Genomic DNA, 23,570 nt, shown 5'->3' with positions numbered 1-23,570 from the left:
TACAAAAACAAATAAGACATGAAAAAGTTATTAAATATGGTTCTTGCATCACTGATGTTTTTAAGCTTAGATGCAGTAGCTCAGGAATCTATTATTTCTGAAATAAACTATGCGGATCTTCAAAAATACGTCAATTTGGCTAAGAAGAATTTTCCTAGAAAAAAAATGTGGGAAGCTCAAAAAGAGGCTTCAAAAGCAGGAATTCCAATGGCACAGGTATCTTACCTCGACATGTTCAATGCAAATTATTTTTATAGACCGGAAGATAGAGCTGTACTTGATCCAATCAATCCATACAATGTAAATGGTTTCCAGTTTAGCATTAATTTTAACCTGGGGAATTATCTTCAAAAGCCATTTCAAGTAAAGAAAGCTAAAGCTGAATATAAAGTAGCCCAGTTCCAGGCAGATGAGTATGAGCTGGAGTTGGAAAGGGAAGTTAAAACAAGATATTATGATTATATTCTACAGATAAGTAAATTAAAAATCAATACTCAAACTGCTCAGGATAATAAGGGGGTTGCCGAAAATTTAAGATCAAGATTTGAAAGAGGTGAAATAACTATAGATGCTTATAATCAATCCCGTATTGCTGTATCTGCTTCAAGTGCGGCTAAAATTCAAGTGGAAATTGAATATCTTAAAGCGAAAGATGCACTTGAGGAAATTATAGGTGAAAAACTTGCTGAAATTAAGTAATTACAGCGCAATTGATATTAATAAATGGACATAAAATCATTCCTGAATACATTACTTAGATATAAATGGCTACTGATTATCACCCCAATTGTTGTAGTTAGCATCACTTATTTTTTAGTTCAAAATTTGCCAAAAGAATATGCTTCTGATGTGCAAATTTCAACGGGATTACTGGATCCTTCAAAAAAGGTGATTTCTGAGCAAAATGTAGATTTCTTCAGCATAAGTCAACAGTTTAATGGCATCATGGAGAAGATAAAAATGAAAAAGGTGATAAATCTTTTATCTTATAATCTGATTTTACATGACTTAGAAAATCCAAATAAAAGTTTTAGAAAATATAGTGAAAAAATTGATTCACTTTCTAAAGAAGACAAAGCGGAAGTAATTAATAGCTTTAAACAAAAGCTAGCAAATAAATCCATTCTTGCGCTTAGTGATAATAAAGGTAAATATAAATTATATGACATTGTTGGCTCAATGGGATATGATGAAGAAGGATTGAGAGAAAAACTTGATATCACACATCAGGATAATAGCGACTTTATTAATATTGAATTCGTTTCAGAAGATCCTGATCTTTCAGCTTTTATAGTAAATACCTTGGCAACTGAGTTTATAAATATTTATAGTTATGATGTAAATATAAATCAGAACAATAATATAGTTCTGTTAGATTCTTTGCTTAAAAATAAGGAAGCATTAATGAATGATAAGAATTCAGCTCTTTCCTCATTTAAGCGAAATAAAGGCGTTTTAAATCTTAATGAACAGTCTGCCACTGTTTATGCACAAATAACACAATATGAAGCTCAAAGAGCTGATGCGCTAAAAACTATTCAATCAAACATAGCCGCCATTTCGGCAATTGAAAGTAAGTTAGGAGGTAGCGATGCTTATATAAGTGGTAGCAGCAGATCTGATAACCTGGAGATTGTAAGTCTTAAAAGAAAATTGGAAGCGGCAAATGCTGCATGGATTGATGGAGGATTTAAGGCTTCTGATCAAAAGAAAATTGATTCATTATCGCAGATAATCCAGGCTAGAAGTACTAAAAATGCTGATGAAAACGTGATGGACCCCAGAGCTTCTAAACAAGGGTTGGTTCAACAGAAGATCAACTTAGAAGTTGGTGTGCAGCAGGCTAAAAGTGTTGTTAGATCAATGGATGGCGAATTAAAATCGCTAAGGGGAAAGTATGCAAGTATGGTTCCTTACGATGCCGACATACACAATTATGAACGTGATGCGGATTTAGCAACTAAAGATTATATGGCAGCATTGGACCGTTATAATCAAACCAGAACGGAGAAAAATATGGGACTTCGTTTAAATATTGAACAAATTGGTTTACCTGGAAATCCTGAGCCGTCTAAGAAAATTATTTATCTGGCAGGGTCTGGTTTTGGAAGTTTATTTTTGTGTCTTGGTTATATTTTTGTAGTATTTATCTTGGATAGGACCATCAGGACAACATCTCAACTTGCTCTTGCTACAAATGCGAATACTATTGGAGTCTTAAATAGAATTGTCAGTAACGAGAGAAGTGTTAGGGAGATTTGGAATGATAAATCTGGTAATCCGAATTATGAGATGTATCGTGAAATGTTACGCGCAATCAGGTTTGAAATCAGTTCGAAAATGGATGCTGATAATAGCAAAATTCTCGGAATAACTAGTCTTAATGCTAATGAAGGAAAAACATTTGTTGCACATAGCTTGGCTTATGCTTTTGCTATGACAGGCAAGAAGATTTTACTTATTGCAGATGAAGCACCATACGTAAAGACTGATAGTGAAAAAGCATTAACAACAAAACAGAATTTTCAAACTTTCTTAATCAAGAAGGAATTCCATACTGAAGATCTTATTACTATTATGAATAAAAATACCGCTAGAACTTCATTGCTGGAGATCCAGAGTGTGAAGAGTCTAAAGGCTGGTTTTGAGATGCTCAGGGAAGAGTTTGATTTGATTATTGTAGATGTGAACAGTTTACATGATATTAATCTTGCTAAAGAATGGTTATTGTTTACAGAAAAAAACATCGCAATATTTGAATATGGAACGACTGTTAATGAGGGAGATAAGGAGTTAACGGATTATATTAAAAATTTACCAGGATTTTTGGGATGGGTTTTAAATAAAATGCAAATTAAACAGACGGGGTTTAGTACTTTAGATAAAGGATTAAGTTAGATAAATAAATTTTATTTCGATTTTAGAATGCGATCTTTCCTTCTTTACTTTCTTATATTCTATTGTTTTACGTTTATTATTCTTGGAAGAGAGATAGGTGGCTTTCCATTCGGGGTGGTGATTGAAGGTGTAATATTTATCACCATGATTGCGGCAATATTTAAAACTGATAAGGAGGAATGGAAAGCTTTAAATAACAGCTTTTTCTATTTATTATTATTATGGCTTTTAGTTAGTATTTTAGAAGTATTGAATCCAGGATCAAATACTTTAGCATGGGTAGCTGAGATTAGGACTACTGCCTTTTACCCTTTTATGATCCTTGCTTTAGGCTTTCTGATTTTTAAAACTAATAGATCCCTGGATGTATTTCTAATATTAGTGATTGCCCTTTCTACATTAGCATCATTAAATGGTATAAAACAGCTATTTATTGGTTTAACTCCTGGCGAGCAAGAGTTTGTTACAGCAAATGCCAGTACTCATTTGTTATGGGGGCGACTAAGGGTCTTTTCTTTTTATACAGGAGCGGGACAATTTGGTGCTTCTCAAGCGCATATTGCCTTAATTGCATTAGTATTGGCTTTAGGACCCATGAAAAAATGGAAAAAAGTATTATTATTTGTATGTGCAGCGCTCAATTTTTATGGCATGCTTATTTCTGGCACGAGAGGGGCGCTATTTGCATTAATTCCCGGAGTTTTTCTTGCTATATTTCTAAGTAAAAACTTTAAGGTTGTAATTATTGGAGGTTTTATTGCTACATGTTGTCTGATGGTGCTTAAATTTACTCATTTGGGTGATGGTAATTATCAGATTTACAGGTTAAGAACTGCATTAAATCCGGAAGATCCTTCTTTAAACGTAAGGTTTGTTACACAACAGAAACTGAAAGAGTATATGTCTTCACGCCCTTTTGGAGGAGGTTTAGGTGTTATCGGTTATAATGGTACGCTATATAACGAAGATAAGTATTTGTCGACGGTACAACCGGATAGCTATTTTGTTAAGTTGTGGGCAATGTATGGAGTGGTTGGACTAACTATATGGATTTGCATCATGATGTTTTTTCTTGGAAAGTGTTGTGGTATTGTATGGCGGATTGAAGACCCTGGTTTGAAAACTAAAATGATTGCTTTAACTTCTGGTTTTGCAGGTGTTTTGATTTGCAGTTATGGAAATGAAGTAATCAATAATATGCCTACATCAATTGTGATATACTTATCATGGGTATTTATTATGATAAGTCCTAAACTCGAGAAAATGGAAAAAAGTACATTATTAAGTTAGTAGATTATGCCATTCGAAATTTTTACATTGCCCGCAGTTATTTGCCTTATATTAGGCTTAATAAGCGGATTAAAAAAGACAGATGATTAGTGAATTTTTATAAGTAATTTATGTCTATAATTTCAAAAATAAAGTCCAACCCGAAGTTAAAGAAAATGGCTTTATCATTGTTGATTCCAGCAAATGATCATAGGCCAAGGCTTTGGGTTAGAATGTTTTTAAATCCATTTAAGCATAAAAAAGGTAAACACTCAATCATTCGAAGTAAAACACGTATGGATGTATTTCCATTTAACACATTTGAATTGGGTGCAAAATCAATTATTGAAGATTTTGCAACAATTAATAATGGAGTTGGAGCAGTAGTTATTGGCAATGAGAGTATTATAGGTCTTGGTAATGTGATTATAGGGCCGGTTTCAATTGGTAATCACGTAATGTTAGCTCAAAATATAGTTATTTCTGGTTTAAATCATGGTTATGAAGATATAAGCATTCCGCCTGCCTCTCAACCTGTAAATGTAAAACAAATAATGATTGCGGATGATGTCTGGATTGGAGCAAATAGTGTAATAACTGCTGGAGTTAGCATTGGCAAGCATAGTGTGATAGGAGCAGGAAGTGTTGTAACAAAGGATGTTCCTCCATTTTGTATAGCAGTAGGTAATCCTGCAAGAGTCATAAAGCGTTATAATAATGAAACTTTAATCTGGGAAAAGGTTTTTTAATATGGATAAAGGAAATGTCTGAAAAAAAGGGAGGTTTTGAGCAAGTAACTTTACTGGTTACACATTATAACAGAAGTAAATCATTAGAGCGATTATTAGAATCTTTCGCATCATATGGTTTTACATTTGGTGAAATTCTGATTTCTGATGATGGTAGTAAACAGGAACATATTAATTATATAGAAAATCTTCATAAGAAGTTTGAATTTAAGCTATTAAAGGCAGTTAAGAATAGTGGATTAGGAAATAATATTAATAAAGGGCAGGATGCTGTGACTAAGCCTTATACATTGTATGTTCAAGAGGATTTTGTTCCACTACCAGGCTTTCAAAAAGTTTTGGAAGATGGATTGGGAATTTTATTAGATAATCCAGAGGCTGACTATGTGAGGTTCTATTCGTATTTTGCACATCCAAAAGTAAAGTATTACAGAGATGGTTTCTCAGAAATGATATTTGACCCTTGGTCTGCGGATACCAATAAATTCCATTTGTATAGCGATCACCCACATATCCGTAGAAGTACCTTTTTAGATAAGTTCGGAAGGTATAATGAAACAAAACACTCCGACAAAATTGAATTTGATATGATGATATCTTTTTTAAGAAATAAAGGAAAAGGATATTTATATAATGATTTTAAATCTGTTTTTGATCAAATAAATAGTTCTGCAGAGCCTAGTACAGTTAAAAGAGATTTTTGGAGAAATAGTAATAATCCTGTTGTGAGTCTTATGCGGTATCTTTATAGACAGTATATATTTAATTACAGTTATTTTCTTAAAAAATATTGATTATGAGTAATGACATTATCATTATAGGTCAGCAACCCTGGGATACGGATATAGGAAGTAATTGTAAAAACATTGCCCTGGAATGGAGTAAGACAAATAGAGTTTTGTATATCAATTCACCTTTGGATAGGATCAGCCTAATAAAAAATAAAAAGGATCCTAAAATTCAAAAGAGAATCAATGTGGTAAATAAACAAGAAAGTGGATTAATAAAAATACAGGATAACTTGTGGAACTATTATCCGGATTGTTTAGTAGAGTCTATTAACTGGATTAATTCATTAAGCCTATTTAGGTTTTTTAATAAAAGGAATAACCGAAAGTTATCTAAGTCTATTGCTAAGGCTCTAGAAGCATTAAATTTTCAAAATGTAATTCTGTTTAATGATAATGAGATGTTTAAAGCATTTTACCTCGCTGATTATCTTAAACCAGTTTTGAGCATTTATTACTCACGGGATTATATGATTGGTGTGGATTACTGGAAAAAACATGGAGAAACACTTGAACCCGAATTGATTGCTAAAAGTGACCTTTGTTTTGCCAATTCAGAATACCTTGCTACATATTGTAGAAAGTATAATATAAGGTCGTTTAATGTTGGTCAGGGCTGTGATATTGAGTCTTTTAAAGATGTTAATGATATAAAACCGGATGATTTAAATCATTTAAAAGGTCCCATCATCGGGTATGTAGGAGTGGTTAGTGCGTCGCGGTTGGATGTTGATATTATATTACATATTGCAATGGAATATATAGATTATCAAATTGTGTTAGTTGGGCCAGAAGATGATGTATTCAGAGCCAGCAAACTTCATGATTTGAATAACGTACACTTCCTTGGACAAAAGGAAGTCTCGGATCTTCCTGTTTATATCAATACTTTTGATATCTGCATTAATCCGCAAGTTGTAAATGCAATTACCCGTGGTAATTACCCAAGAAAAATAGATGAGTATCTTGCATTAGGTAAACCTGTTGTGGCTACACGTACAGAAACTATGGAGTTTTTTAGTGATTTTGTTTATTTAGCAGATAATAAGGAGGATTATATCAAATTAATAAAACTTGCCATTCATGAAGATAGCGAAGAACGTAGATTGGCAAGGAAAGATTTTGCATTTGGTCATACCTGGGAAAATAGTGTCCAGGAAATGATGAATGAAATTAATACTTTATTGAAAGCATGATGATAGGTCTATTATTATTGTTTTATGTATTGCAGGCATATGTGATAATACATTTAATCTTTCCGATTTTTCTATGGTTGGTTAGATTTTTTGTTCCCAATTCATCGAAAGAAAAATCCGATTATGTTGTCGAAACCGATTATGCTGTTATTGTTACAGCCTATCAGCAAACTGATTTAATTCCTGATGTTGTTCGGTCTATTCTTAGTCTCAATTATAGTAACTATTTGGTTTATATCGTAGCTGATAATTGTGATGTTTCTAGTCTGACATTTGATGATGAGAAGGTAATTGTACTTCGTCCTGAAACAGTATTAGCAAGCAATGTTAAATCTCATTTTTATGCTATAAATAATTTTAAACGCAACCATGAACGTTTAACTATTATAGACAGTGATAACTTAGTAGAGCCAAATTATTTAATTGAGTTGAATAAAGTATTTGAAAGAGGATACCAGGCAGTGCAGGGCGTTCGTGAAGCAAAAAACTTAAATTCTAATTATGCTTGTCTGGATGCCGCAAATGACATTTACTATCGTTATGTAGATAAGTTTCTACTGACTAAAGCAGGTTCCTCTTCCTCTCTATCTGGGTCAGGAATGGCTTTTAGCACTACCCTATATATAGAATGCCTGAAAGATTTGGATAGCAATGGGGCGGGGTTTGATAAAATCCTTCAGTATGAAATTGTAATCAGAAAGCTCAAAATTGCTTTTTCTGAGAAGGCCGTTGTTTTAGATGAAAAAACGGCAAAATCTGATCAGTTGGTTAAGCAAAGAGCTAGATGGATTAATACGTGGTTTAAATTTTTCCGCCTGGGTTTAAAAATGTTATTAACAGGGCTCTTTAAATTTAACTGGAATCAATTCCTTTATGGAATTATGTTGTGCAGACCTCCACTTTTTATATTGCTTTTTCTTTCCATGATTTGTTTTTTAGTTAATCTCTTTATCATGCCCAAAATAGCCATTTTGTTTGCTATCTTAGGCATTGGTTTTGTAATTGTTTTTATAAAGTCATTGATACACTTTAAAGCAAAAAAGGAAATATATAAATCATTGATAGCCATACCTAAATTTATTTATTTCCAGGTATTGGCACTAATGAAAGCTCGCATAGCTAATAAAATATCAGTCGCAACAGAACACTATATAGAAAAGACAACGAAATAGTTGCAAAATCCGTTCATAGGGAACAAATTTTAAGATCATGAGGCCAATTCAAATTCCAAAATCAATTAATCAATATATAAAAAGCTCTTTGACTAAAGCAGAAATGTGCAAGGAAGCATCGGATGCATATGCCATTTTATATAAAGGCGAGCCGGAAATCAGTGTGGTTATGCCTGCATATAATGAGACAGAAAGTATTGTTCCTGCATTATCCTCCCTATGCCATAATAAAACACATAGAAGGGTAGAAATTATCGTTTCCAATAATAATTCAAAAGATGATACCGAGGACTTAGCAAAAGCTTGTGGTGTAAAGGTTGTTTCTGAAAATAGACAAGGAATTGCTTTTGCTAGGAATGCTGGAATGAATGCTGCCACTGGAAAGTATATTTTAAACGCAGATGCAGATACCATTTATCCTGAAGATTGGATTGAATTAATGGTTAAGCCTTTGATAGATGATGAAAGTATTGCGATTACATATGGAAGGTTCTCTTTGATCCCAACAGGACCAACAGGAAGGTTAACTTATTTTTTTTATGAATACATATCGGGTTTTTCACGTCGATATAATAAGCTTGTAAAGGATGAGGCTGTGAATGTATACGGATTCAATTCAGCTTTTAGAAAGGAACAAGGCTTGCAGGTTGAAGGATTTAACCATCCGCCTGGGACTATTGAAGATGGGTGGCTTGCATTGAAACTTAGGAATAAAGGCTTTGGAAAACTTTTTTATGTAAACAATATCAGGGCATTGGTGTGGACTACCGATCGCCGTATTCAGATTGATGGAGGGATAGTTAAGGGAACCATTAAAAGAGTTAAAAGAGTCTTAAATATTAGTTAGCAAGAATAGCGTTATACTAAAAAATGATTAATGGATAGAAGGACAACTTTAAAGGGGATTTTAACTTTAAGTTTTTTAGGAGTCTCCTCTTTCTCTGCTTACAAATGGTTTTTTTTCCATAAGAGTATTGATTCCTCATCTATAATAGCTTATAAAGAATTAATTGCGGAATTGGCGGAAACCATTATTCCATTGACGGATACTCCAGGTGCAAAAGCAGCTAATGTAGAAAACTACATTCTAAATGTTATCTTAAATTGTACGGAAACTGTAGAACAAAATATTTTTTTAAACGGATTGAGGAATATAGAAAGATATGCTATGGATAAATATGATAAAAGCTACTTAAAGTGTACTTTAGATGAACGGAACCAAATACTTGAACATTTTGAAGCCAAGAGTGTTTATCCCTATCAAATAATAAATAAAATAAATAAAAAGTTGTTTGGAAAACCGTTTTTTACACAGCTTAAAAATCTAACCGTTGAGGGATATTGTAATTCTCATATAGGGGCAACTCAAGGGTTAGCTTATGATTATATACCAGGTTCTTTTGAATCTTGTATTCCGCTTAAGTCACATCAAAGATCTTGGGCAACTAAATAGATTTATGTATAATTCTGATCATATAAAAAACAATAATACCTACGATGCAATTGTAATTGGCTCTGGAATTAGTGGTGGCTGGGCAGCGATGGAACTGTGTAAAAAGGGGTTAAAAACTTTGTTACTGGATAGAGGGAGAAATGTAGAGCATGTGAAGGATTATCCAACTGCAAATTTAAATCCCTGGGACTTTAAAAATGGATTTAATAATACAAGACAGGATATGGAAGCTGATAGTATTCATGCTAATGCATATAGTCCTGCTACAAAACATTTTTATGTAAGAGATAAGGAACATCCGTATATACAAGAGACACCATTTCTTTGGCTTAGGGGATATCAAGTGGGGGGAAGGTCATTAGTTTGGGGGCGACAAAGTTATCGTTTGAGTGACCTGGATTTTGAAGCAAATAAAAAAGACGGTATTGGTGTAGATTGGCCAATTCGTTATAAGGAAATTTCTTCATGGTATGATTACGTAGAGTCTTTCATAGGGGTAAGTGGTCAGAAGGAGAATTTGTCACAACTTCCTGATGGAAATTTTTTACCTCCAATGGAATTAAATTGTGTAGAAAAGCACTTGGGTGACTCTATAAGAAAAAATAATAGAAACCGATTGTTAACTATAGCACGTGTTGCCAATTTAACACGCGGTTGGGAAGGTCGTGGTCCTTGTCAGTATCGTAACCTTTGTAACAGAGGTTGTCCTTTTGGAGGATATTTCAGTAGTAACAGTTCGACTATACCTGTTGCTCTTGAAACCGGGAATCTGGTTTTACGACCATTTTCGGTTGTTTCTGAGGTCATCTATGATGATAAGACAGAACGGGCAACAGGAGTGAAAGTTATAGATACGAATACAAAGGAGAAATTGGAGTTTTATGCGAAAATCATTTTTGTAAATGCTTCCACTATAGCTACCACAGCTTTACTATTAAATTCCAGATCAGATAGATTTCCAAATGGATTGGGAAATGATAGTGGGCAATTAGGACATAACTTAATGGATCACCATTCTTCAGCGGGTGCATCAGGAGTATTTAATGGGCTTAAGGATAAATATTATAAAGGTAGAAGACCTTGTGGATTTTTAATTCCCCGATATCAAAACCTAACGTCTGATGAAAGTCTGCCTTTTAAGAGAGGGTACAACATTCAGGGGCACGGAGAAAGGCAGGAATGGGGAGATAGACTTTATAATTTATCAGGGTTTGGGAAAGATTTTAAAACTCAATTAACCACACCTGGACCTTGGACAGTATGGATGGCCGGATGGGGCGAGTGTTTACCTTATTATGAGAATAAAATCACTTTATCTAATAATGAAGTAGACCAGTGGGGATTGCCTTTGGTAAAAATTAGTTTTTCATTTGGTGAGAATGAGGATAGAATGATGGAGCACATTAAACAAACCTCTGAAAAAATGTTGCTTGATGCAGGATTTAGTAATGTGAACTCATTTAACTACCATAAGCCGGGAGGTTCTACAGCTCATGAAATGGGAACTGCACGTATGGGGAATGATCCGAAAACTTCTGTTTTAAACAAATTTAATCAAATACATGCTGTGAAAAATGTCTTTGTTACAGATGGAAGTTGTATGACATCCTCTGGCTGTCAAAATCCTTCTTTAACATATATGGCATTAACTGCTCGTGCTTGTGATTATGCCTATAACGAATTGAAATCAGGTAATTTATAGAAATCAAGAAATCTGCATGCATTTTATCTTAAGGAAAATAGAAGCAATATATAAAAATGTTCATTTCCAGTCATTATTTGGTAATGGCTTGATGGCCGGTATAGGTATGCTAAGTCTGGCTTTACTATACAGATCACTATCTATCGAAGAAATTGGAGTTTATATTTTTATTTTAACGGTTAATGGAGTAATGGAAACCTTACGTGGAGGATTTTTAACCATTACTTTTATAAAGTTTTATTCTGGTACTACAGGCGAGAGGGCTCGGCAAATTGCCGGATCTGCATGGTTTTTGGGGATTGCAGTAGCAGTTGTAGCAATATTGATCAATATACCGGCCTTTTTTTTAGCAGATCTTTTTTCTGATAAAGGTTTGATCTTATCATTGAAGTATTTTTCTGTAATTCCAATTGTGTCATTGCCTTCGTTTATGGCAAACTGTGTAGTCCAATCCTATTTAAGGTTTGATCGTTTACTAATCCTAAGGATTATAAGCCAGGGTTCCTTTTTACTTGCAATATTTGTTTTAATGTTATTAAAAGAGGTTAGCCTTATTTCGGTTTTACTGGTTTATGCAGGGTCTAATTTGCTTTCGAGCGTATGTGTATTGTTATTTGGCTGGACAAAAATTGGTACATTAAAATATGCAAATAAAGAAACTATTCTAGAATTATTCCATTTCGGTAAATATGCAATGGGAACAAATATTAATCTTAGCCTGTTTGGATTAACAAGTACTTTTATCATCAATTTTTTAATTGGGCCAGCAGCACTTGCAATGTACAATCTGGCAGGTAAATTATTGCAGGTCATTGAAATCCCTCTTCTGAGTTTTGCAGCCACTGGTATGCCTATTCTTTCAACACATTACAACAATGGTAAACTTGATGATATGATGTACTCTTTAAAAAAGTTAATAGGAATGTTAACAATAGCTCTTATACCATTTGTTATTATAGCATTAATATTTGCAGAACCAATTATTCAATTGCTTGGAGGCGAATCATATATTCATACCGAAGCACCAAATCTATTCCGAATATTTATGCTAATGTCATTACTTTATCCAATAGATCGTTTTTTTGCATTAGCTATTGATGTTATCCATTTACCAAAAGTGAATTTTTATAAAATAATAATAATGGTGGCAGTGTTTGTTGTTGCTGTTTTTATAAGTGTAAGTATATATAAATCTATTTATTCTATTGCAATTGCATCATTGTTTCCGGGAATTGTAGCAATACTTATGACGTATTATCCCCTAAATAAGTTTAAACAGATTAGTATTGTAGATATTTATGTAACTGGTTATAAAGAGGTTGTGCTATTTTTAAAAGGGTTTTCAAAAGCTGCGTTTTCAAGAAATTAGCTTTATTTTTAATTGTTATCAGGTTTCTATATAATGAAAAAAGTTATCAAATATCTGTCGCTAGTAATTATTGGCATAGCATTAGGCATATTAGCAAATAGGAATCGGGAATATTTAATTAATGCGCAGTTTATAAGAGATCATTTACATTTTAGGAAGGTATTGAGTGATAAAAATAATATTGTTAATGCTCCGAAAGTAATGGTTTGTTTAACTTTTGGACAATCTAACGCCGGCAATTACGGAAATGGCAAGTATACTTGTAGAAACGATGTTTACAATTATTATAAAGGAGAGCTTTATAAGGCCGAGGAGCCTCTTTTAGGTCCAGATGGGGGTGGTAGTAGTGTTTGGACTCGGGTAGCGGACATGCTCATTGATAGCGGATTGTATGATAAGGTAGTTATAGTGCCTTGTGCAATTGGTGGTACATCAGTAAAATGCTGGTCTGAAGGTTATTGCAAAGATAAGTTAATAAAAACATTGGATTATTTAAGAAATGATAAAATAAAGTTAACACATATTTTTTGGGATCAAGGTGAAACAGATAATGTAGATAATACCAGTACTAATGAGTATAAAGGACGTTTAAAAGAGGTGATAAAGATTATAAGAGATATGAATTTTGATGCGCCTTTTTACACATCTATTAGTAGTTATTTTCCCTATAATAATGAAAATTTGAATGGTATAGATCAGGGAATCGTAAAAGCTCAGGAAGAAGTTATTAAAGAAGTTGCAAATGTTAAGCGGGGGCCTAACACCGATTCGCTAAATTTAGCGTACTATAGAGCTGACGCTGTTCATTTTACAGAAAAAGGGCTAGATGAGTTAGCAAAAAAGTGGTTCGAGAGTATTAGACAAAATAATAGGTAGTTATTTTGTTAATAATGAACGTATTATAATTTTATATTTTTGGTTAAACTTGGATTTATTTCTCTTAAATTAGTTCAATTATGAAAAAAAACAATATATCAATTGTTGTAGCAAGTGATAATCATTATGCAATTCTTATTGCAGCTCTTTTAAAATCTATTGAACTTAATCATATTAGTGATGAACACATTGATTTTTATATAATTGATGATGGTATTTCAAATAAGAACAAGAGTAAGATCGAAGATTCAGTATCTGCAAATACAATAACGATAAATTGGTTCGATAAAAAATCTATTATCCCTGCAGGGATGAGTATTCCAGTGGATAAATCAGCATTTCCTTTGACAACTTACCTCAGATTATTTGCACCATATGCTTTACCAAAGGATGTAGAAAGATTGATCTATTTGGATGTTGATACTGTTGTAATGAAAGATATCTCAATTCTTTGGAATACAGATTTAAAAGGAGCTACCATCGGAGCAGTTCTGGATGTAGGAAAAACCGTTGATTGTGCGTGGGGAGGAATTCCTAATTATAAAGAGCTTGGCTTGTTATCAACTACTAAATATTTTAATGCTGGAATAATGCTTATTGACGTGGTTAAATGGGTTGAGCAAGATATTTCTAAGCAAGTTATTGATGCTTTAAGGAAATATGCAGAACATGTGGTATTAGTTGATCAATATGGACTTAATGTAGTCTTTGCTAATAAATGGTTAGAATTAGATCCTAGATGGAATTGGTTTGCAACATTTGAACATAATGAGCCATATATTATTCATTATTTGGATATTAAGCCAACATTTAAATCATATAGGTCACAGGAAAAGTTTAAAGAGGTTTTTTATTACTATCTAAATCAGACCAAATGGGCGGGATTCAAACCCATCAGCGGTAATTATAGAGTGCTTAGAAAGTTTTCCAATAAAATTAAAAAACAAATCTTGAGCTTTTTACAATAAGGTTGCTAGAGAAAATATTCCTTATAATTAAAGAGTCCCTTGTTAATTAAAACAAGGGACTCTTTTTTATAATAGGGATTTAAATTATCTAATTGCTGCACCAACCCCGCTAATTTTTGAAGTGAAATCAGTCAGATTGTTAATGGCATTTTCTTTACTAACATATTTATTATTGCTTTCAACAATGATCTTTGTATCGCTCATGTTGTTAATCATGTTATTTACAGGTCTGTTTGGATCACTTGAATACAAATCGAATCCAAGGTTATTATAATACTCAAGAGTACCACCAGTATTATATAAATCTAGCATCTGTCCATGCCAATCTTCATTGGTATTCATTCTTCCCGCTGTGTTGTTGTAAACTTTAGCATTCGCATATGTTGATTTACCTGGTACAATATTGCGATCAAACATTTGCAGTTCAAATGCACCATATTTTCTGGTGTTATAACATATATTGTTATAAATCTCAACAGTTGCTGGTATGCTTCCTCTTGAATATAACCACATTCGTATAGCATTTCCTTGATAATTTGTTAATTTATTATCATGGAAAATTCCATTTCCTTGCATCGAGAATATTCCATTGTGGTTATTGTTGCTTGGATTTACGTTATTAACTATATTATGGTGAATGTTGTAATCTTGAACATTTGTAAATGAACAAAGTGTACCAATATTAGTGTTTTTGAATTCATTGTATGCAATTTCTACATCTTTAAAAAGGCCATTGTCCTGCCCTGTCTCTTTTGATAGATTTCCTCCAAGTGAAATCTGGCCGGTACCATCGAATAAACAGTTTAAGATTTTGAATTTCTCCACACGAGAGTCTTTACTACCATTATATGGCATTCCACTATTGCTGTTGCTGCTAATAACGTAATCATTAACATTTGTAAAGCTCATATTCTTTAAAGTGACGCCATTCATTTTCCCATTAAACTGAACTGCACGATAAGATATATTTTCAAACTTGAAGCCATAGGTTATATTTGAATTATTGTCACCTGCTATAACAACATTCTCAATATTATCAGTAAACATTCCCTGAGTAATTGTTACCTGTCCATCATTTTTAACAAAAACGGGTTTATCCTCTGTTCCTTTAATATTGACGATATTAATTGTGGAATATGTACCACTTTTAATTTTAATTATTGCTTTGCTGGCTAATGTAAATGTATTACCATCTATAACTAAGCTACCAGTTCCTCTACCGAATTCATATACAGTTGCATCAGGATCTGGTTCCGTAGGAGTAATAGGAGGGGTTGTGGGGGTGGTAGGGGTAACTGGTTGTTCTGGTTGGGCGGGAATTTCTTTGTTATCCTCAGTAATTAATGTTTCGCTTTTTTTACAAGCAATGCTGAAGGACATTAATAAGCATAGGATTAAATGCATCGAGATTCTTTTTTCCATAAATGTAAATTTTTTTTTTAATTATCCCTTTGAAACGAAGATGCATTAAAAATAATACAATCACAATTGCCTCTTTTATTAACAGATTGTTAGGTTATTGCTAAAATAATTACAAAATGTACGATTGGAGTAATTGAGGAATGATTTTCTCACTTTTCTGTGTATTGGTTATTTTACATATTATTTTTAATATGACAAAATTGTTACAAACAATCTGTTTTGTTAAAATTAGGCCTGTTTTTTACTAAGTAAATTTATTTGACAGCATTTCTGTCAATATTTTGAATAAAACTGGCATGATTTTATTTTTGTTTGATTGTGAAGATATATGTGTGTTGGGTATTTTTTTCCACACTATGTTTGAGGCAAATAATTGAGAACTCTTATCTTATATAAAAGAGTAATAATGAATTGAGATTCCATTAAGGATTGTGTAGAAATAGAATTTATTTAAATATTGTATATGTTACTTAGCTAAATTTAACCTGGGGTAGAATAGCCCAAAAGTTCCGTATCTATTCTGTCTAGAATTGAGGCATCCATTTCAAATTTTCTTGCAAATAACATTTGCGAGTTTTTCATCGTTTCAAAATCAGTGTTGTCCAGTAATTTTGGATGAGCTTTTCCTTCAGACCAATTAATATAGCGCATATTATCACCTATAGTCATGGTGGCGAAAGGTGAATTCATTATAAGTGTAGTTAATATGAATTCATCAGTGCCCCAACAGTATTTTATGAAATTCTGAAGTTTATCATCATTGCGTAATTGTTCGGTAATATATTTTGCACATGCTTCCGATATAGTCCACCATGTTGATTTACATCCTCCATAAAGTTCAATTGGCAGGGGAAATTTCCTTGTCGGTAGGAATTTATTAGCCATTCTTTCTACGAAATATTTTCCTGGGAAGTTAAAGTCGGTAAAGTGATACTTCTCATAACGTCTTTTCGCCTTTTTCCACCAAAAAGAATCAGCAGCTTCATAGGACACAAAGTTTTGTCCAATATGTTCACTAAAATACTGGTGGAGTTCTTCTGATGATTTTAGAGGATAATCCTGAGCACTTAATAAATTTATAAAGTCATAACCTTTATTTTGAGCAGTCACTTCATGTAAAGCCGTTGCAATACCAATAAGTAAACTATTACCTCCCCAGTTGCAATTAATTCTATTGTTGATGAAAGTTATCTGATCTGCAAATACAACATCTTTGAAATCTTCAATATTTGATTTAGCATCAACATGAATATAAAAGTCTGCATTTGGATGTTGAAGTCTTTTAATTAGCCTAATTGTTTGATTAGGGTCTTTATGGATCATGATTAGATGGGCAATACGCATATTAGAAGATATTTGGTTATAAATCTAGAAATAATAAATTAATTTGATAGTTGAGTATGTCAATTCCATTCAACTAAATATACAGATATGTCAGTACTTTCATAAGCGTTTTTTGTTTTACCATATTTTCCAAATTCCTTAATCAAATGTAGAGGTGGGATTTCTTCTGAATTGTAATACCAGGCTGGGTCATCAAGTTTATCACCAATATCAGTTAAAAATTGCTTATTGTATATAACCCATACTCTTTTAGCGTTTTTTAGCAGTTTAAAGTCAGGCTTTAAATGATTTATATAATCATTAAAATCTATTGAACTTTGTCTGTAGTCTTTACCTTCAATTGCTTTAAATTTATATCCATACATTTCCTTATAAAGCTTATATCCTGGTAAGTTGTTCCAGTAAACGTATACTATGTCACCAGATTTGAATTGAGAATTGACATAATTGAGGGCTTCTTTTTGAAAAGACTTTTTATGGATGTAGAAAGACTGAGGTTTTAAAGCTAATTGCACAGATTGAATAAGTGGACCTGCAATGATTATAAGATAAATTAAAAGAATAATTCTTTTTGATCTGATGAATCTTGATAGATATTGAAATCCTTGTGCTATGAATATAATGAAAATAGGAGAGATAAATACCCAGAACCTTTCTGTTAAGGGATATAATTCCATTCCCGAAGCAATGAGCATAAGTATAATGGGGGGGATTAGAACGAAGGCATTGGCTCTGAGATTTTTTAATATTGCATATAAACCTAAAAAGAGTAGTGTGATGCCGATAAATGGCATTTTTAAAGCCATATTAATTGCCTGGTTATCTGATAAAGCATTAAAGTTCCATAATAATCCAAGAGGATAATCCAACATACGATACAAATTCATTGGAAACCAGAGGAATTCAGCAATGGATGTAGGTAAGAGAGGCATAAAGTTATTATAAGACCTGAACCAATAGGCAATCCATGCTGATTCGGCATGTTTATGTGTGAAAATAAAATAGTTAATACAAAAACTTAGGCCCCAAAAAATAAAGGGAATAGCATTTAAAAAGAATGTACGCCATTTTCTGAGAGTTAATTGTTGTATACTTAGGCCTATGGCTATTCCAACTAATATAAAAATTGAAGAATAAGAAAACCAGATAATTATTGCACCAATTGCTCCCCAGATAAATCTGCTTTTTAAAAGATTTTTAGTGTTACTTGGGTTGTTATAGTGTATAAATGCTAGATAACTCAATATTGAACCCAATAGTTCTGTTGAATACTGTTTAATTTCTACACTGTGAAATATCAATGCCGGTGATAGGGCAAAAATTGAAACTGCGACATAAACTCCTTGTCTTTTTAAAAAATGTTTGGCTACAGGAACAAATAAAAACATAGCCGTTGTTCCAGATATAAGAGGGATAATCCGTAAATAGATTTCTTTATTTCCAAATATATTGAGTATGGATTTGACAAGAATTAGAAAACCAACGGGAGCTTTTTGCTGGTAGTAGAGTGGCTGGCTAAGTAATTCTTTATAGTTCATTTTTACCAGACTGGTAGATAGATAAACTTCATCCATCCACAATGAATGGTTATAAAAGAAATGAAAAAGCCTGAATGTAGTACCCAGAAATAATACCAGATAAAGTGTTACATCATAATCTTTATAATTGCCGGCAAAACTTAGATTTCTTAAATAATTCATTTGTAGATGGCTAAAGTTTGCAATATCGAAATTTTTAATAATTTTACCCTTAAATAAATATGCTGAAGTGGAAAGTATCAACTGGGATGAATTAGAATTGGTAATTTTTGATGTTGATGGGACACTTTATGATCAAAAAAAATTAAGGAATAATATGATGCTTGCTTTATTCTTTCATTATTGCATCAGACCCTGGCGTTATAAAGATCTCTTAATTTTGTACCATTTTAGAAAAGAAAGAGAAAAAAGACATGGTTATCAATCAGATAATCTTCAGACTGAGCAATATTTATGGGTGTTGCCAAAGGTTAATGTATCCTTGTATAGAATCAAAAAAGTAGTAGATTATTGGATATTTAGTTATCCTAATAAATTGTTAAATGCATGTGTATATCCAGGTCTTAAGCAGTTTTTAGCTGAGCTAAAAAAAAATAATATCCGGACTGCAATATATTCTGATTATGAGTCAGAACAAAAATTAAGAAATATGAATATTACTGTAGACTTGATCGTAAGTTCTACTGATGTAAATATTAATGCATTCAAACCAAATCCAATTGGTTTGAATTATATTATCGCTAAGTTGAAAATTAAAAATAGTAATTGTCTTTTTATTGGTGACCGAAATGAGCTCGATGGCGAGTGCGCATTACGTGCAGAAATTCCTTTTTTCTTGATCAATGACGATAATACAAATAAACAACCTTTCAAGGTGTTATACGATCAGTTACTAAATCATTAATCGGAAAACTTATTCAATATGACTAAAACGAGTTTAGCAAGTGGGGAAAATTTAGAAAATGAAGATGTACCTGCATTAAGAAAAGCTGGATTAAATGACTATATCAGAATTGCCCGGCCAGATAATTGGGCAAAAAATGCATTTATGATACCAGGAATGTTATTTGCATTATCTATTTTTCATACTCCTTTTGATACCCATTTGCTGATTAAAATAATTTTAGGCTTAATCAGTTTCTGTTTTATAGCATCTGCTAATTATGTTATTAATGAATATCTGGATGCAGGATTTGATCAATTTCATCCACTTAAGAAAAGAAGATCGTCTGTTGTATCTGAAGTAAATCCTACTATCGTTTATAGTGAATATGCCATTTTAGCTATTCTGGGACTTTTCTTAGGGTATTGTGTTTCCATTAAGTTTTTATCCATGGCGCTATTGTTACTTTTTATGGGAATCATGTATAATGTAAAGCCTTTTAGAAGTAAAGATAGGGTGTTTTTAGATGTGCTGAGTGAGTCAGTTAATAACCCGATCAGGTTTGCTGCTGGTTGGTTTATATTTAGTCCGGCTTTGGGAATTCCAGATACCAAGTGGGATTTGGATTGGATTAATACATTTCCACCAGTAAGTATTATTATCGCCTATTGGATGGGTGGAGCATTTTTAATGGCTACTAAACGTTTTGCGGAATATCGTTTAATAGCTAACCCTGAAGTTGCTGGACGATATCGTCGATCGTTTAAGTATTATACTGAGAATAGTTTATTGGTTTCAATGTTTTTTTATGGGATTACATGCGCATTTTTTATGGGCATTTTTCTAATAAAAGATAGGATTGAACTATTAGTTAGCTTTCCGTTTTTTGCTTTATTGTTTTCATGGTATTTGAGAATTGGCCTGTTAAATGATTCTCCAGTACAGGGCTCAGAAAAACTATATACCAGAAAATGGTTCATGTTGTATGTAGTTTTATTTACCATTTTACTATGTATTTTAATGTTTGTTGAGATACCGTGGCTACATTGGTTTTTACAGAATGCAAATAATTATGAATATTAAATACTGATTGTTAGCCTTAAATTAAATGAAACAAGATCATTATGATTTAATAGTTGTAGGTACAGGATTTGCCTCAACCTTTTTCTTGAAAAAATATCTTGCTAAAGTAGATCAGACTAAACGAGTATTGGTTTTAGAAAGAGGTTATTATTATCCGCATGATGAAAGATTGAAAGTAAAAAGGGGAGAGTCATCTGAATTTGAAAAGTATGAGGAGCCTTGGGAAAAGGCGATCGTTAATATAAATAAAGAGAAAAGATGGCCTTTTACCACAGGGTTAGGAGGTTCGTCCAATTGCTGGTGGGGTTGTACCCCAAGGTTTATGCCTTCAGATTTTAAAATGAAGTCTCTCTATGGAGTTGAGCAGGATTGGCCAATAGATTATAATGATCTCGATTCATATTATTATGAAGTAGAGGATTTGATGTCTATTTCGGGCCCTGAAGGGACACCATTTCCAAGAAATGGAAAGTATCCTTTGCCTCCTCATACATTTAGTGTGGTTGATAAGATATTACATAAGAAATATGGCATTCAATACATTAGTCAACCTACAGCCCGGGCAAGTAGGTCAGCTAGGGGAAGAAACTCTTGTATGGATTCCAGCACTTGTGATACTTGTCCAGTAAATGCAAAATTTACAATTGAAAACTCTGATATGGGAGTGTATGATGATCAGAGAATAGAACTGTTGTATGGAGCCGCTGCTTACAGCTTAGAAGTTGTTAATGATGTGGCAAGAAAAGTTAATTACATAAAGGATGGTAAGGAATACAAGGCTTCTGCGGAAGTAATAGCTTTAGGAGCGAATCCATTTTTTAATACTAATATTCTTTTAAATGCTGGTGATAAAAACCGACTAACCGGTAAGGGCTTTGGTGAACAGCTAGGGATGCAGGTATTGATATATCTGGATAATATGAGTAACGTTGGAGGCAGTACATGGGTTAATGCTAATGGGTATATGCTTTATGATGGTGAACATAGAAAGGATTTTGCTGCTTGTTTAATGGAAGTCAGTAATGCGCCTTATTATATCAGATTAGAACGTGGAAAATGGCTGAATATGGCAAGCATACGTTTGCTATTTGAAGATTTACCTCTGGAGACAAATTATATTACGACAACTTCAGATCGGTTGATGCCAAAAGTTAATTTTGCTGGCCGTTCTGAATATACGCTTAAAGCAATAGAGAACGTGAAAAATAAATTACCGGAAATTCTTTCTTGCTTGCCGGTAGAGAAATTAAAGTATCTGGAACCCTTTCCTAATGAAGGGCATATTATTGGGGGAACCAGAATGAGTAATAGTCCTGAAAACGGGGTAGTGGATAAACACATGGTTCATCATCAATACAGAAACTTATTTGTATTAGGCGCAGGTGCTTTTACAACTTATAGTGCTTCAAATCCTACATTGACGCTTTCTGCAATGTCTTTGTTTGCGGCTGATAAAATGTTTTAAATGAAAAGAAGAAGTTTTTTATTATTGGTAGGAGTTGGAACAGGAAGTATAGCTGTTCCTGCATCGCTTTATTTTTTGTCTCCAGCCATTAATGAACATGCGGTATTGCTTATCAAAAGAGAATTGTATTATTTAAAACTGGAAGAAGGTAGTGTAGAGAAATACGTTGCAGACTATTTTAGAAGTGCCCATAACAATCTGTTAGCTAAGTTGAAATGGAAAGCAATGTATTATATGCAAATAAAGCCAGATCAATCCGCTATTTTTTTTGAACTGGTAAAATACTACTTGTTATCGACAGATTTTTTTATTAATAAAGCTGATGAAAGTAAAGTAGTCAGGTATTTAGGATTATATAATCCTTATAAAAGTCCGGTTCCAAACCCTTTCTCATTTACTCTTTACCCACCAGATACAGTTAAGGATGTTTAGCTTAAGTTGCTCCTCATTTTATTTTGTAATCCTCTTATAAATGCATTTGGGATTGCTTTTAATGTATAGGGAATATCAATAGCCAATGCTTTTCCAAGCAAATTTAAAGATGTAAATAACCGGAATTCACGTATAAGGTTATGTTTCGATAACTCGACTAAGCTAGCCATATATCGCTCCTGAAGGATTCTTAATTCTACTTTTGTTAGCTGGTGCTGGAATCTGTTTATTTTTTTCTTAAGATCTTCTATATAGAGGAATTCTAATATTTCCGCCCACTTTCTTCCATCATATATATTAATATCATCTATTCTTTTATGCCATAATCTTTCCATGGTAAAGGCAACTTTTCGTTCCTTTGACAAGATCATATCCAGATACATGCACCAATCATCACCAATGTTAATTTCTTCATCCCAACCAGATACAATTGAAGATTTTCGAAGCACAACAGATGAAGAAGGTGAAGGGCAGGAATTGAGATACAAATCCCGGGTTTCTTCATACTCCAGATTTATCCAGTGATTTACCTCCTTTTGTAAATAAGGTTTTAAAAAGCGGTCTTTTATCAGGAAATTCCATGATTCTCCCTGCTTAGCATCCTGATCCCAGTTTGCAAAAACGAAATCAAGCTGCTCAACTTCAAGCTTTTCAATACATTTACTTAAGAAGTCTGGATACCAGATGTCATCAGAGTCAAGTGAGGCTATAATTGAGCCCTTGGCGTATTTTAAACCTAGATTCCTCGCAGATGCTTGTCCACCATTTTGTTTATAATAGTACTCGATTTGAGGATATTTTTTCAACAATTCAGCGGTAGTATCAGTCGAACCATCATCAATCACAATGATCTGTTTATTGGTATACGTTTGGTTTAACGCGCTTTCAATTGCATCAGGAAGTATTGTTGCTCTATTATAAGTTGGAATAATGACGGTAACCAAGCTTTGAATTTTCATTAAT

General features: G+C 33.0%; 21 protein-coding genes. 17 read left to right on the top strand and 4 right to left on the bottom strand.

Translation table 11 applies throughout. The annotated features are described in order from the left end of the window. Positions 1–18: 18 nt before the first annotated feature. The 13 genes from ABDJ41_RS06960 to ABDJ41_RS06900 all read left to right on the top strand — a co-directional run bounded on the left by ABDJ41_RS06960 (position 19) and on the right by ABDJ41_RS06900 (position 14,440). On the top strand, positions 19–699 hold the full coding sequence (locus ABDJ41_RS06960; protein ID WP_349785148.1) for a TolC family protein: 681 nt from the start codon (positions 19–21) through the stop codon (positions 697–699). A gap of 24 nt (positions 700–723) precedes the next feature. Beyond that, on the top strand, positions 724–2,898 hold the full coding sequence (locus ABDJ41_RS06955; RefSeq protein ID WP_349785147.1) for an exopolysaccharide transport family protein: 2,175 nt from the start codon (positions 724–726) through the stop codon (positions 2,896–2,898). Positions 2,899–2,925: 27 nt separating this feature from the next. Then, positions 2,926–4,188, top strand: coding sequence for an O-antigen ligase family protein (locus ABDJ41_RS06950; RefSeq protein ID WP_349785146.1), 1,263 nt, complete (start codon positions 2,926–2,928; stop codon positions 4,186–4,188). A 110-nt stretch (positions 4,189–4,298) separates the two neighbouring features. Then, a complete protein-coding gene (locus ABDJ41_RS06945; protein ID WP_349785145.1) occupies positions 4,299–4,916 on the top strand; it encodes an acyltransferase in 618 nt (205 codons plus the stop codon). A 14-nt stretch (positions 4,917–4,930) separates the two neighbouring features. Next, positions 4,931–5,710 carry a glycosyltransferase gene (locus tag ABDJ41_RS06940; protein ID WP_349785144.1) on the top strand — a complete coding sequence of 260 codons (780 nt, stop codon included), beginning with the start codon at positions 4,931–4,933 and terminating at the stop codon, positions 5,708–5,710. 2 nt (positions 5,711–5,712) lie between these two features. Continuing rightward, a complete protein-coding gene (locus ABDJ41_RS06935; RefSeq protein ID WP_349785143.1) occupies positions 5,713–6,900 on the top strand; it encodes a glycosyltransferase in 1,188 nt (395 codons plus the stop codon). Beyond that, on the top strand, positions 6,897–8,072 hold the full coding sequence (locus ABDJ41_RS06930; RefSeq protein WP_349785142.1) for a glycosyltransferase: 1,176 nt from the start codon (positions 6,897–6,899) through the stop codon (positions 8,070–8,072). The genes ABDJ41_RS06935 and ABDJ41_RS06930 overlap by 4 nt, the downstream gene beginning before the upstream one ends. Positions 8,073–8,109: 37 nt before the next feature. Beyond that, entirely contained in the window at positions 8,110–8,919 is an 810-nt protein-coding gene (locus ABDJ41_RS06925) for a glycosyltransferase family 2 protein (RefSeq protein ID WP_349785140.1), read from the top strand. Between the two features lie 30 nt (positions 8,920–8,949). Then, a complete protein-coding gene (locus tag ABDJ41_RS06920) occupies positions 8,950–9,525 on the top strand; it encodes a gluconate 2-dehydrogenase subunit 3 family protein (protein WP_349785139.1) in 576 nt (191 codons plus the stop codon). Between the two features lie 4 nt (positions 9,526–9,529). Beyond that, a complete protein-coding gene (locus tag ABDJ41_RS06915) occupies positions 9,530–11,227 on the top strand; it encodes a GMC oxidoreductase (protein ID WP_349785137.1) in 1,698 nt (565 codons plus the stop codon). Between the two features lie 16 nt (positions 11,228–11,243). Beyond that, on the top strand, positions 11,244–12,596 hold the full coding sequence (locus ABDJ41_RS06910) for a lipopolysaccharide biosynthesis protein (RefSeq protein ID WP_349785136.1): 1,353 nt from the start codon (positions 11,244–11,246) through the stop codon (positions 12,594–12,596). A 33-nt stretch (positions 12,597–12,629) separates the two neighbouring features. Next, entirely contained in the window at positions 12,630–13,472 is an 843-nt protein-coding gene (locus tag ABDJ41_RS06905) for a sialate O-acetylesterase (RefSeq protein WP_349785135.1), read from the top strand. An 80-nt stretch (positions 13,473–13,552) separates the two neighbouring features. Continuing rightward, on the top strand, positions 13,553–14,440 hold the full coding sequence (locus ABDJ41_RS06900; RefSeq protein WP_349785134.1) for a glycosyltransferase family 8 protein: 888 nt from the start codon (positions 13,553–13,555) through the stop codon (positions 14,438–14,440). Positions 14,441–14,524: 84 nt separating this feature from the next. Here the strand turns inward: ABDJ41_RS06900 and ABDJ41_RS06895 are convergent, their stop codons facing one another. The 3 genes from ABDJ41_RS06895 to ABDJ41_RS06885 form a co-directional block, all read right to left on the bottom strand. Further along, complete coding sequence (locus tag ABDJ41_RS06895; RefSeq protein ID WP_349785133.1) at positions 14,525–15,862, bottom strand: hypothetical protein; 1,338 nt, start codon at positions 15,860–15,862, stop codon at positions 14,525–14,527. A gap of 480 nt (positions 15,863–16,342) precedes the next feature. Then, a complete protein-coding gene (locus ABDJ41_RS06890) occupies positions 16,343–17,206 on the bottom strand; it encodes a beta-1,6-N-acetylglucosaminyltransferase (protein ID WP_349785131.1) in 864 nt (287 codons plus the stop codon). A 59-nt stretch (positions 17,207–17,265) separates the two neighbouring features. Beyond that, positions 17,266–18,906: a glycosyltransferase family protein gene (locus ABDJ41_RS06885; protein ID WP_349785130.1), complete on the bottom strand. Its 1,641-nt coding sequence runs from the start codon at positions 18,904–18,906 to the stop codon at positions 17,266–17,268. Positions 18,907–18,973: 67 nt separating this feature from the next. Between ABDJ41_RS06885 and ABDJ41_RS06880 the strand changes: the two genes are divergently transcribed. From ABDJ41_RS06880 to ABDJ41_RS06865, 4 genes are read left to right on the top strand one after another with little or no spacing between them, the layout of a single operon-like run. Continuing rightward, the gene (locus tag ABDJ41_RS06880; protein ID WP_349785129.1) at positions 18,974–19,648 is read left to right on the top strand and encodes an HAD family hydrolase; all 675 of its coding nucleotides are present in this window, start codon (positions 18,974–18,976) and stop codon (positions 19,646–19,648) included. An 18-nt stretch (positions 19,649–19,666) separates the two neighbouring features. Then, positions 19,667–20,710 (top strand): UbiA prenyltransferase family protein, encoded by a 1,044-nt coding sequence (locus ABDJ41_RS06875; RefSeq protein ID WP_349785128.1) that lies wholly within the window; start codon positions 19,667–19,669, stop codon positions 20,708–20,710. Between the two features lie 25 nt (positions 20,711–20,735). After that, a complete protein-coding gene (locus ABDJ41_RS06870; RefSeq protein WP_349785127.1) occupies positions 20,736–22,175 on the top strand; it encodes a GMC oxidoreductase in 1,440 nt (479 codons plus the stop codon). Beyond that, positions 22,176–22,607, top strand: a complete 432-nt coding sequence (locus ABDJ41_RS06865; RefSeq protein WP_349785126.1) for a hypothetical protein — start codon at positions 22,176–22,178, stop codon at positions 22,605–22,607. Here ABDJ41_RS06865 and ABDJ41_RS06860 read toward each other — a convergent pair. Next, entirely contained in the window at positions 22,604–23,566 is a 963-nt protein-coding gene (locus ABDJ41_RS06860) for a glycosyltransferase family 2 protein (RefSeq protein ID WP_349785125.1), read from the bottom strand. The two genes, ABDJ41_RS06865 and ABDJ41_RS06860, sit on opposite strands and share 4 nt — an antisense overlap. Between the last annotated feature and the right edge of the window lie 4 nt (positions 23,567–23,570).

Origin of the sequence: Pedobacter sp. ASV1-7 (assembly GCF_040203335.1) — a bacterium.
In the GTDB taxonomy this organism is placed as follows: domain Bacteria; phylum Bacteroidota; class Bacteroidia; order Sphingobacteriales; family Sphingobacteriaceae; genus Pedobacter.
Note: the sequence above shows the minus strand (reverse complement) of the source record. Positions and strands in the feature narration are given on the sequence as shown.